This window comes from Pseudomonas sp. SBB6 (assembly GCF_024213215.1).
Classification (GTDB): domain Bacteria; phylum Pseudomonadota; class Gammaproteobacteria; order Pseudomonadales; family Pseudomonadaceae; genus Aquipseudomonas; species Aquipseudomonas donghuensis.
Window position 1 is genome coordinate 16,171 of record NZ_JANAVH010000015.1, and the last position, 12,189, is coordinate 28,359.

8 protein-coding genes are annotated in these 12,189 nt (G+C 62.9%); 6 read left to right on the plus strand and 2 right to left on the minus strand.

All coding sequences use genetic code 11. The annotated features are described in order from the left end of the window. Nucleotides 1-30: 30 nt before the first annotated feature. On the minus strand, nt 31-390 hold the full coding sequence (locus NLX68_RS23145; protein WP_254285974.1) for a MerR family transcriptional regulator: 360 nt from the start codon (nt 388-390) through the stop codon (nt 31-33). Nucleotides 391-401: 11 nt separating this feature from the next. Beyond that, a complete protein-coding gene (locus NLX68_RS23150; RefSeq protein WP_254285975.1) occupies nt 402-980 on the minus strand; it encodes an NAD(P)H-dependent oxidoreductase in 579 nt (192 codons plus the stop codon). 147 nt (nt 981-1,127) lie between these two features. Between NLX68_RS23150 and NLX68_RS23155 the strand changes: the two genes are divergently transcribed. The 6 genes from NLX68_RS23155 (at nt 1,128) to NLX68_RS23180 (ending at nt 12,132) form a co-directional block, all read left to right on the plus strand. After that, nucleotides 1,128-1,757, plus strand: a complete 630-nt coding sequence (locus NLX68_RS23155; RefSeq protein ID WP_254285977.1) for a LysE family translocator — start codon at nt 1,128-1,130, stop codon at nt 1,755-1,757. A 129-nt stretch (nt 1,758-1,886) separates the two neighbouring features. Continuing rightward, nucleotides 1,887-3,569 carry a fatty acid--CoA ligase gene (locus tag NLX68_RS23160; protein ID WP_254285979.1) on the plus strand — a complete coding sequence of 561 codons (1,683 nt, stop codon included), beginning with the start codon at nt 1,887-1,889 and terminating at the stop codon, nt 3,567-3,569. 332 nt (nt 3,570-3,901) lie between these two features. Continuing rightward, a complete protein-coding gene (locus tag NLX68_RS23165) occupies nt 3,902-5,791 on the plus strand; it encodes a DUF1302 domain-containing protein (protein ID WP_254285980.1) in 1,890 nt (629 codons plus the stop codon). A 27-nt stretch (nt 5,792-5,818) separates the two neighbouring features. Next, nucleotides 5,819-7,183 carry a DUF1329 domain-containing protein gene (locus tag NLX68_RS23170; protein WP_254286071.1) on the plus strand — a complete coding sequence of 455 codons (1,365 nt, stop codon included), beginning with the start codon at nt 5,819-5,821 and terminating at the stop codon, nt 7,181-7,183. Nucleotides 7,184-7,388: 205 nt separating this feature from the next. Beyond that, nucleotides 7,389-10,109, plus strand: a complete 2,721-nt coding sequence (locus NLX68_RS23175) for a LuxR C-terminal-related transcriptional regulator (RefSeq protein ID WP_254285981.1) — start codon at nt 7,389-7,391, stop codon at nt 10,107-10,109. A 118-nt stretch (nt 10,110-10,227) separates the two neighbouring features. Next, nucleotides 10,228-12,132: a sigma-54-dependent Fis family transcriptional regulator gene (locus tag NLX68_RS23180; protein WP_254285982.1), complete on the plus strand. Its 1,905-nt coding sequence runs from the start codon at nt 10,228-10,230 to the stop codon at nt 12,130-12,132. The last annotated feature ends 57 nt before the right edge of the window (nt 12,133-12,189 follow it).

The window sequence follows — 12,189 nt, forward strand, 5'->3', positions numbered from 1 at the left end:
TAGGATGACTCCTGTGAGGGCTCAGGCGTTTTAGACGAAGCAATCGTAATGGCTGTGCTCAACGCTGCTTTCCAGTTCGAGCAGGCCTTGATGTTGTTGCTGCAGCGCCTGGATCTGCGCCTGCAGCTGGGCTTTCTTGCCGGCAATCGCTTGGCGCACGCGCTCCATCGGCAGTCCGGCCTGCTCATTGCCGACCAGCGCCTGCATTTCCTTGAGGCTGAAACCGAGCTTTTGCGCGCACTTGATCAGGCTCAGCAGGGCGACGCTCTGCTGGTCATACAGGCGATAGCTCCCCTGGCGCCTGGGCGCCGGCAACAGGCCGATGCGCTCATAGTGGCGAATGCTCTTGATGGTCGCCCCGGACAACTGCGCGGCTTTGCCAATGTACATCGAACGTCCTTTTAATGCCGGCGAGCCAGTGCGCGCGCCTGTTGCAGCCAGGTTTCGCGTTGCCGTTCGCTCGAACTGATGACAGGACCAAACGTTAACGTCTTTTTGGCCCTGATTCCACAGAAGCCAAGGGTGGTGCGGCGCATTTGCTCAAGGGCCGGCATGCGATAGACCCAGCGGTAATACCAGGGCGGCGTGTCCATGCTCACCAGCAGGTCGGCGCTGCGACCCTTGAGCAGTTGTTCGGGGAAGGGCGAGCCGCTGCGGTATTTGAAGGCAAAGCCGGGCAGCAGGATGCGGTCGAGAAAGCCCTTGAGCAACGCCGGAATGCCGCCCCACCAGACCGGGAAGATGAACACCAGGTGCTCGGCCCAACTGATCAGTTGTTGGGCGTGCAGCAGGTCGGGCTCCAGGGGTTGTACCTGTTGATAACCGTCATGCAGGATCGGGTCGAAGGCCAGGTTGCCGAGCGCCAGCAGGCAGACGTTATGGCCTTCATCTCGGGCGCTATTGATGTAGCTGTCGCTTAACGCGGCGCAGAAACTGTTGTGCGCAGGGTGGCCGAGTATCACCAGGATTCGTTTACTCATCGAAGGCAGGTCCAGGGGCAAAAGCGCTGAGGCTAACCCCTGCCCTCAGGAGGAGAGTCAAGCCCGCTCCTACCAGAGACTGTTGCCCGAAAGGACGAAAGCGTAATGTAGCGCCCCCGATTGCCTTCTTTGCCGCAAGGAGCCCCCATGTACTGGGCTGAATTTCTGACTGTCGCGTTGATTCATCTGCTGGCGGTGGCCAGCCCCGGCCCGGACTTTGCCGTGGTGGTACGCGAGAGTGTTACCCACGGCCGGCGCGCCGGCACCTGGACGGCCTGCGGTGTCGGTACGGCGATTTTCCTGCATGTGGGCTATTCGCTGTTGGGTATCGGCTTGATCGTGTCGCAGTCGATCATGCTGTTCAACGCGCTGAAATGGCTGGCAGCAGGCTATCTGCTGTATATCGGTTTCAAGGCCCTGCGCGCCCGCCCTGGGGCGCCTGGCAGTGACGCCGTGCAGGCCTCGACGGTCGAGCGCACGCCGCGTGCCGCCTTTGTCGCAGGCTTCATGACCAACGGCCTGAACCCCAAGGCGACGCTGTTTTTCCTGTCACTGTTCACCGTGGTGATCAACCCGCAAACACCGCTGGCCGTTCAGGCCGGCTACGGCGTCTACCTGGCACTGGCCACCGGCCTGTGGTTCTGCCTGGTGGCCAGGCTGTTCAGCCAGCAGCGGGTGCGCGCCGCCTTTGCGCGCATGGGCCACTGGTTCGACCGCAGCATGGGGGCGGTGCTGATTGCCCTGGGCGTGAAGATTGCCTTCACCGAGATGCACTGACAGTGATGGTTAAACGCCGCTGGTCCCTGCGCCGGTCAAATCATTCCTTTGGCTGATTTGGCCGCTGCTGTGGCGTTCTAGAGTAGGACATGTCTTGTTTAGCTTGTGCACTCTAGAAAAGGGACTCCTATGTTGCAGACTCGCGTCATTCCTCCCGCCGAGGGCGCCTATCAGTTTCCGCTGTTGATCAAGCGTTTGCTGCTGTCGGGCAGTCGCTACGAGAAAACCCGCGAAATCGTCTACCGCGATCAACTGCGCTACAGCTACCTGACCCTCAACGAACGCATCGCGCGGCTGGCCAACGTGCTCACCGCGGCGGGAGTCAAGGCCGGTGACACCGTGGCGGTGATGGACTGGGACAGCCATCGCTACCTCGAATGCATGTTTGCCATCCCGATGATCGGCGCGGTGGTGCACACCATCAACGTGCGCCTGTCGCCGGAGCAGATCCTCTACACCATGAATCACGCCGACGACCGTTTCGTGCTGGTCAACAGCGATTTTGTCGGCCTCTACCAGGCTATCGCCGGGCAACTGACCACGGTCGAGAAAACCCTGCTGCTGACCGATGGCGAGCAAAAAACCGCCGACCTGCCCAACCTGGTCGGTGAGTATGAGCAACTCCTGGCGGCGGCCAGCCCGGTGTACGAGTTCCCCGATTTCGACGAGAACTCGGTGGCCACCACGTTCTACACCACCGGCACCACCGGTAACCCCAAGGGGGTGTACTTCACCCACCGGCAACTGGTGCTGCACACCCTGGCGGCGGCGTCGGTCACCGGCAGTATCGACAGCGTGCGCCTGCTCGGCAGCAACGATGTGTACATGCCCATTACCCCGATGTTCCATGTCCACGCCTGGGGTATTCCCTACGTGGCGACCATGCTTGGCATCAAGCAGGTTTACCCGGGGCGTTACGAGCCGGAGATGCTGTGCGAGCTGTGGCGCAAGGAGCAGGTGACGTTCTCGCACTGCGTACCGACCATCCTGCAGATGCTGCTCAACGCCAAGGGCGCCCAGCAGCAGGACTTTGGCGGTTGGAAGATCATCATCGGCGGCAGTGCGCTGAACCGCGCCCTGTATGAGGCGGCCAAGGCCCATGGCATCCAGTTGACCGCAGCCTACGGCATGTCCGAGACCTGCCCGCTGGTGGCCTGTGCCCACCTCAACGACGAATTGCTGGCCGGTAGCGAAGATGAATGCATCACCTACCGGATCAAGGCCGGGGTGCCGGTACCGTTGGTGGAGGCGGCGATCGTCGACGGTACTGGCAAGTTCCTCCCGGCCGATGGCGAAACCCAGGGCGAACTGGTATTGCGGGCGCCGTGGCTGACCATGGGCTACTTCCGCGAGGCCGAGAAGGGCGCCGAACTCTGGCACGGCGGCTGGCTGCACACCGGCGACGTCGCCACCCTCGACAGCATGGGCGTGATCGATATCCGCGACCGCATCAAGGATGTGATCAAGACTGGCGGTGAGTGGATCTCTTCACTGGAGCTCGAAGACCTGATCAGCCGTCATCCGGCGATCCGCGAAGTGGCAGTGGTCGGTGTCGCCGATCCGCAGTGGGGCGAGCGGCCGTTTGCCCTGCTGGTGATCCACGAAGGCCAGAGCATCGATGCCAAGGCGCTCAAGGCGCACCTCAAGCCGTTCGTGGAACTGGGGCACATCAACAAGTGGGCAATCCCCAGTCAGATCGCCCTTGTTACTGAAATTCCCAAGACCAGCGTCGGCAAGCTCGACAAGAAGCGAATCCGCGTGGATATCAGCCAATGGCAAGCCAGTAACAGCACCTTCCTCTCGACCCTGTAAAATCTGGCAGGTCGTGCCCATTCGGGCGCGACCCGCACGCCAGACGCATGGCTGCCTTGTCAAATAACGAAATTCAGCCATTCTTCCCCCTGTCAGCGTAGTGGCCGGTCATGCAGACCACGTCAGAGGGGTTGGGATGCAAATCACACTTTAGAGGGATCAAGCAGTTCAACCTGCTGGCTATAGTCGGCTCAGGGGATTTTCAGGAACGGGGGTCGCACATGCATGTGCCCAGCCACTCGCTCGAGCAAAAGGTGCGCTCACACCGCTCGACCGATGCGTTTCTGCAAAGGACTCACTGCCATAAAAATAAAGTACATGGAGTAGCGTCGATGACATCAGCAAATCTGTTCTGGCGCCGGGCGAAACTGCCCCTGGCCGTCAGCCTCGCTTCTACGCTCGCCGGTCCTGCATTCGGCGTCAGTTTCAACATCGGTGAAATCGAAGGCTCGTTCGACTCGTCGCTGTCGGTGGGGGCGAGCTGGTCGACAGCCAACCCGAACAAGAACCTGATCGGCGTCAACAACGGCGGCAAGGGCCTGTCGCAAACCTCCGATGACGGCCACCTGAACTTCAAGCGCGGTGAAACCTTCTCGAAGATCTTCAAGGGCATCCATGACCTGGAGCTCAAGTACGGCGATACCGGGGTATTCGTCCGTGGCAAGTACTGGTACGACTTCGAACTCAAGGACGAGCATCGCGAGTTCAAGGACATCAGCGATTCCAACCGCAAAGAGGGCGCGCAATCGTCCGGTGGGCAGATCCTCGACGCCTTCGTCTATCACAACTATTCCATCGCCGATCAGCCGGGCTCGGTGCGCTTGGGTAAGCAGGTGGTCAGTTGGGGTGAAAGTACCTTCATCGGTGGCGGCATCAACTCGATCAACCCGATCGACGTCGCCGCGTTCCGTCGCCCGGGCGCCGAGGTGAAGGAAGGCCTGATCCCGGTCAACATGTTCTATGTGTCCCAGAGCCTGACCGACAACCTCTCGGCCGAAGCGTTCTACCAGATCGAATGGGACCAGACCGTCGTCGACAACTGCGGCACCTTCTTCTCCCAGCCGGACATCATTGCCGACGGCTGTACCGACAACCTGCGCGTGCTCAACAGCAGCCGCACGGTGCCGGGCGCTGCCCAGCAGTTCCTCGCCACCCGCGGGGTGGACATCAACGAAGAAGGCGTGATGGTACGCCGTGGCCCGGACCGCGATGCGCGCGACAGCGGCCAGTTCGGTGTGGCCTTCCGTTACATGTACGACCCGCTGGGCACCGAATTCGGCGCCTACTTCATGAACTACCACAGCCGTGCGCCGATCTTCAGCGCCACCGGCGCCCCGGCTTCGGTCTTCGGCGGGCTGGCCGGCCTGCCTGCATCCCTGCGGCCACTGGCGCCGCTGATCGTTGCGGGTAACTCGCAGTACTTCGTCGAGTACCCTGAAGACATCCGCCTGTATGGCCTGAGCTTCTCCACCACCCTGCCTACCGGTACCGCGTGGAGCGGTGAGATCAGCTACCGGCCGAACGCGCCGGTGCAATTGAACACCACCGACATCCTGTTTGCAGGTGTGCGTCCAATTGGCGGGACCCTGGCTAACGCCTCTTTGCTCAATGGTACCCCTGGCCAGGACCTGCACGGTTACCGGCGCAAGGAAATCACCCAGTTCCAGACCACCCTGACGCACTTCTTCGACCAGGTCATGGGCGCCAGCCGTCTGACGGTGGTGGGTGAACTGGGCGTGACCCATGTCGGTGGCCTGGAAAGCGCTCACGAAGTGCGTTATGGCCGTGACCCGGTCTACGGTCCTGGTCCATTGCCGGCAACCGGCGGTTTCGATACCTGCTCGCAGATCCTCAACAGTGGCACCATCACTGGCGCAGGCCCCGGCACCTCGAGCGACAACCGCAGCCGCAAGTGCGAAAACGACGGTTACACCACCAGCACCTCCTGGGGCTACCGCGCCCGGGCGATCTGGGACTACAACGACGTGTTCGCCGGGGTCAACCTCAAGCCGAACATCGCCTGGTCCCATGACGTCTCCGGTTACTCGCCAGGCCCTGGCGGCAACTTCGAGGAAGGGCGCAAGGCGATCAGCCTGGGCCTGGACGCCGAGTACCAGAACACCTACACCACCAGCCTGTCGTACACCAACTTCTTCGACGGCAAGTACACCACCGTGGATGACCGCGATTTCATCGCCCTCAGCTTCGGCGTGAACTTCTAAGAATTCGGATTCAGGACGACCATGAAGATGAAAACAACCAAGACTCTGCTGCAAGCCGGTGTACTGGGCCTGTCCCTGTTGGCGACCAGTGTCATGGCGGCGGTTTCCGCCGACGAGGCGGCCAAGCTGGGCACGAGCCTGACGCCGATGGGCGCGGAAAAAGCCGGTAATGCCGACGGTTCGATCACCGCCTGGAAGCCGCTGTCCACTGATGTCGGCAGCGTCGATGGCAGGGGCTTCCTTGCCGACCCGTACGGCACCGAGCAACCGAAGTTCACCATCACCGCGCAGAACGTCGACCAGTACAAGGACAAACTGTCCCCAGGCCAGGTCGCCATGCTCAAGCGCTACCCGGACACCTTCAAGATTCCGGTGTACCCGACCCACCGCGGCTCTACCGTGCCGGATGCGGTGTTTGCCGCGATCAAGAAAAACGCCACCAGCACCAACCTGGTCGGTGGCGGCAACGGCCTGGAGAACTTCGACAACGCCGTGCCGTTCCCGATTCCGAAAAGCGGCGTGGAAGTGATCTGGAACCACATCACCCGCTACCGTGGCGGCAGCGTGACCCGCTTGGTAACCCAGGCCACGCCGCAGCAAAACGGCTCGTACAGCCTGGTGTACTTCCAGGACCAGTTCGTCTTCCGTGACCGGATGAAAGACTACGATCCGGCCAACCCGGGCAACGTACTGTTCTACTTCAAGCAGAAGGTGACGGCGCCAGCGCGTCTGGCCGGTACCGTACTGCTGGTGCATGAAACCCTGGACCAGGTCAAAGAGCCTCGCAAAGCGTGGGTCTACAACGCCGGCCAGCGTCGGGTACGGGCTGCGCCACAGGTTTCCTATGACGGCCCGGGTACTGCTGCCGACGGCCTGCGCACCTCCGATAACCTGGACATGTACAACGGTGCGCCGGATCGCTACGACTGGAAGCTGGAAGGCAAGAAAGAGCTGTACATTGCCTCCAACAGCTACAAGCTTGACGATCCAAAGCTCAAGTACGCCGACATCATCAAGGCCGGGCACATCAACCAGGACCTCGCCCGTTACGAGCTGCGCCGGGTATGGCATGTGGTTGCGACCCTGAAACCGGGCCAGCGCCATATCTACGCCAAGCGTGACTTCTACATCGACGAAGACACCTGGCAAGCCGCGGTGATCGACCAGTACGACGGCCGCAACCAGCTGTGGCGCGTGTCCGAGGCCCACTCCCAGGACTACTACAACGTCCAGGTGCCGTGGTACACCCTGGAAGCCATCTACGACCTGCAATCGGGTCGTTACCTGGCCCTGGGCATGAAGAACGAGGAAAAGAGAGCCTACGACTTTGGCTTCACTGCCTCCAAGGCTGACTTCCAGCCTGCCGCGCTTCGCCAGGAAGGTGTGCGCTAAGCTTTAAAACCTCCGTGTGATCTCCCAGAACGCCCCGGCTTGCCGGGGCGTTTCTGTTTGCGCAGCGTGACCCGCTCAGGTTTGTCGTTTTTTGTTGTAGTCTTTTTTCGGCATAAAGGGGCAATCATCTTCAAATGTGCGGTTTAACCCGCTAGTCTGCCTTGATCCGTACTGCCGAAGATTCCCTAACTAGAACGAGCCGGCCATGACTGATCTGTCCCGTACGCAAGGGTTCGCCAGCCAGGCCATGAGCGTCCTGGAGGGCCGCTTCTTTCGTCCGCCATTGCCCGAGGGCTATGTACCGCGAGCACGCTTGTGCCAGCGTTTGCACGCGGGGCTCGGTGGGCGCTTGTTGCTGGTCAACGCACCGGCAGGCTTCGGTAAAAGTTCATTGGCGGTGGAGTTCTGCCAGGGGCTGCCCAACCATTGGAGCAGCCTGTGGCTGGGGCTGAGCCGGCGCGACAACGACCCCGGGCGCTTTCTTGAGCGCTTGCTCGAAGGCTTGCAGCAGTACTGCCCGGCGCTTGGCGGCCAGGCCCTGGGCCTGCTGAAAATGCGCCAGCGGCATCAGCCGTTTGCCTTCGAGGAATGGCTCGACGGCCTGCTCGATGAGCTGGCCCGGCACCTGCAGCCGCACAACCCCTTGCTGCTGGTGCTGGATGATTACCACTTGGCCCAGGGCCCGGTGCTCGATCGCTGCCTGCAGTTTTTCCTCAATCACCTGCCGCCTGGCCTGGTGCTGCTGGTGACCAGCCGGCAGCGGCCAGACTGGCACCTGGCGCGCCTGCGCCTGTCGCGCCAGTTGCTCGAACTCAATGAGCAGGACTTGCGCCTGACCACCGATGAATCCCTCGCCGTGCTCGGCCAGCAACCCAGCGTGCTGCGCGGACAGGCGCTGGACAACCTGATCCAGCGCAGCGATGGCTGGGTCGCCGGTTTGCGTTTCTGGTTGCTGGCCGCCAACGAGGCGGGGGCCGACAGTGCCTTGCCTCAGGCCCTGCACGGCGGCGAGGGGCTGATTCGCGACTACCTGCTTGAAGAAGTGATCGAGATGCTGCCCGCCGAAGTGCAGGGGTTTCTCTACGACACCGCCTGCCAGGAGCGCTTTTGCGCCGAGCTCTGTGATGCCCTGCGCGAAAGCCATGACAGTGCCGAGATCCTCCGTTACCTGCAGGCACACCAGGTGTTCCTGGTGCCGCTGGACGAGCACGGGCGCTGGTTCCGTTATCATCACTTGTTCTCCGACCTGCTGCGCACCCGCCAGGCCAGCCTGCCGCTGTCGAGCCTGCACCTGCGCGCTTGTCGCTGGTTCCATGGCCAGGGCCTGCTCGACGAAGCCGTCGAGCAAGCCTTGCGTGCCGGGCACCTGGATGTGGCCGCCAACCTGGTGCAGAACCTGTCCGAAGAGCAGCTGCTGGCCGAGCAGAACGTTGGCATGCTCCTGCGCTGGAAGATGGACCTGCCCGACAGCCTGCTGATCAGCACGCCGCGGCTGATCGTGCTGTACAGCTGGGCCCTGGGCCTGGCCGGGCAACTGGATGCCGCCGAAGAGCTGGCCAGCCACCTGAGCCGTTTTTTGCCGGCGCCTTCAGCCACCGCACAGAAATCCATGCTGGCCCAGTGGCTGGCGTTGAGCGGGGTGATTGCCCGTGGTCGCGGCGACCGCCAGCGCACCCTCGAATACTGCTCCGAAGCGCTGCACAGCTTGCCGTTCAAGCGCTATGGGCAGCGTCTGGTATGCCTGTCGACCTTGTCCAACCTGGCCATCGCCGATGCCGATTTCTGGCGTGCCCGCGGCTGGAACCGCGAAGCGCTGGAGCTGGCCCAGCGGGTCGGCAATCCCTTGTTCGAAGCCCTGGCCCATTACGACCGCGCGCGGGTACTGCATGCCCGTGGTGAGGTGCTGCGCGCCCTGGATGAAGTGCGCCAGGGTCTGCAGCGCCTGCAGGGTTTGTCGGCGCAACGGCTGTACGCGGCACGAGCGCGGTTGACCCTGTACGAGGGCTACCTGCTGGCGGCACGGCTACAACCGGAAACCGGCCGTAGCCGCCTGCGCGCCGGGCTGATCGAGGCGCGCGCCTGTCGCGACATCAGCGTACTGATCGGCCATTGCGTGATCGCTTCGCTGGATGGCCGCGAAGGGCGTTTCGCCGAAGCCTTTGCCGAGCTTGCCGAAGCCGAGCGGCTGATGCATATCTGGGACGTGCCGCCGATTTTCTATCTGGCGATGATCACCCTGGTCAAGTGCGAGCTGTGGCTGGCCCAGGGCCGCACCGACCTGGCCGAGTCCTGGCTGTTGCGCCTGGGCCAGACCTACGGTGGCGAACAAGCGGCGGCTGCTCCCGAGTTCCACCCGTTGTTGCCGCTGCATATCGAACTGCAGCAGGCCTTGCTCGAACGCACCCAAGGTCGTCTGGAACAGGCCGGGCGCCGCTTGCAGGCACTGGTGGAGCGCGGCCAGGCCAGCGGCGGGCAGATGCTCTGCGTCACTGCGCTGTGCCAGTGGATGGTTCTGCTGCTGGCCAGCAATAACGAGGCGCAGGCGCGAGACCTGCTGGGCCTGGCCCTGGAGTCCGCGCGCGGCGGTGTTCTGCAACCTTTCCAGCGCCTGCTGCAGGATCACCCGAAATGGCTGCGTGAGCAGTTGCTGCAACACCCTCAGGGGGCCGCCCAAAGCAGCTTGCTGGGGTTGCTGCCGACGCCTGAATCGGTCGAATCGATGGCTGGCAACGAATCGTTGAGTAGCCGCGAGATGGCAGTGCTAGAGCTGATTGCCCAAGGCTGCTCGAACCAGGAAATCAGCGAGCGCCTGTTCATTTCCCTGCACACGGTGAAAACCCACGCCAGCCACATCAACAGCAAGCTTGGCGTCGAGCGCCGTACCCAGGCGGTGGCCCGGGCCAAGGCCCTGGGGATGCTGCAATAGTGACACCGGGTGATTGCAGCGCAACCGTCCTTGACGTAAAAGGATGGGAGCCGCTTGCCCCGACGACCATTGCTGGCGTGGGACTTGCTTGAATCGGGATACCGATCCGGAGCAGCCGATGAGCCCGCAACAAACAACAACGATCGCACTCCCTCCCAGTACACGCCGAGCCCGGGAAATACTCGCGGTGGACGGCCAGGTGCCGGAAGGCGTGTTGCGTGCCGAAATCGACGCCTCCTGGCGCCGCAGCCTTGATCATGGCGTCGGTGTGCACAGTCACCACGACCTCGGCCTGGCCCCGGTGGCCAACCTCGATCTGTTACTCGCCAACAACCGCCTGCTGCTCGATGCCGCCACTGCGGAACTCGATTACTTGAGCGGGCATCAGGGCCAGGACGCCCTGATCATCCTGGCCAACGCCGATGCGACCATCCTGGCCGTTGAAGGCCCGGCCGACGTTGTGCGCCACAGCACCGAGGCGGGGATTGCCCCGGGTACCCGCTGGAGTGAAGCCGAACGCGGCACCAATGCCCTGGGGACGGCGCTGGTGGAGGCGCGCACGGTGCAGATCGATTGTGGTGAACATTTTCTCGAACGGCTCAGCGATTACTCCTGTACCTCAGTGCCGATCCACTGCCCGCAAGGTGATTTGTTCGGCGTGCTCGACCTGACCCGCCAAGGGCCCTTGGGCCGCTTGCAGGACCGCACTGCCTTGCTCGCCCTGGCGGTCAGCCAGATTGAGGGCAAGCTGTTCAACAACAGTTACCCACAGCAGATCGTGCTGGCGTTTCACAGCCGCCGGCAATACCTCGGCTCCCCTTGGCAAGGCCTGCTGGCACTGGGCCTGGACGGGCGTATCCTGGCCGCCAGCAACCAGGCCTGCCAACTGCTCGGCAGCCGCCGCGAGGCGCTGCTCGGCCAGCGTTGCGACAGCCTGCTCGGCATGCGTCTGGAGCAATGGCTGGCACGCGTGCAACCAGGCAACGTCGAAAGCATCGAGACAGCCAAGGGTGGTTTTTTCTACAAGACCCTGCAAGTGCCGCAGCGGTCATTGAGCGTTGCCGTGCCAGCTGCGCGGGCGCCTCGGCAAAGCACTCAACAGCCGGACCTGGAGCGCCTTGGCGCCGGCAACAGCCGCCACGCCAGGGCCCTGCGCATGGCGCGTCAGGGCTTGGCCAACGGCCTGCCGGTGGTGCTGCTGGGCGAGACCGGCAGCGGCAAGGAAGTGGTAGCGCGCGCCCTGCATCAGGACAGCGCGCGCGCCGACAAACCCTTTGTGGCGGTGAACTGCGCGGCGATCCCTGAAGGCCTGATCGAGTCGGAACTGTTCGGCTACCGTGAAGGGGCGTTCACCGGCTCGCGTCGCGGCGGCATGATCGGGCGCCTGCAGCAGGCCCATGGCGGTACGCTGTTTCTTGACGAAGTTGGCGATATGCCGCTGGCCTTGCAGGCCCGCCTGCTGCGGGTGTTGCAGGAACGCAAGGTTGCGCCGTTGGGTGCAGGCCAGGAGCAAGACCTGGATATCGCGCTGATCTGCGCCACCCACCGCGACCTCAAGGCCCAAGTGCAAAGCCAGCAGTTTCGTGAAGACCTTTATTACCGTATCCACGGCATCAGCGTGCAGTTGCCCGCGCTGCGAGAGCGCGAAGACCTGCCGGCGCTGGTGCGCAGCCTGCTTGATCGCCTCGGAGGCCAGAGCGTCAAGCTTTCGAGCGAACTGAGTGCATTGTTCGCCGACTATCACTGGCCGGGCAACATCCGTCAGCTGGAGATGACCTTGCGCTTGCTGTTGGCCATGCGTGAAGCCGGTGAACAGGAACTGGGCCTGGATCATCTGCCCGACAACCTGCTCGACGAATTGCGCGACAGCGCCCAGCCGCCCAGCACACGCATGCGCGACAGTCAGAGCGTGCTGATTCGCCAGGCCCTGGAGCGCCATGGTGGCAATGTCACTGCGGCAGCCGAGGCCTTGGGCATCAGCCGTGCAACCCTGTACCGCAAGCTCAAGCAGACGCGGCCTTGATCCAGCGCCTGCTGGCCTCGACCGCCCGTTGGGCGAGCGCGGCCAGCAACAGCGCAT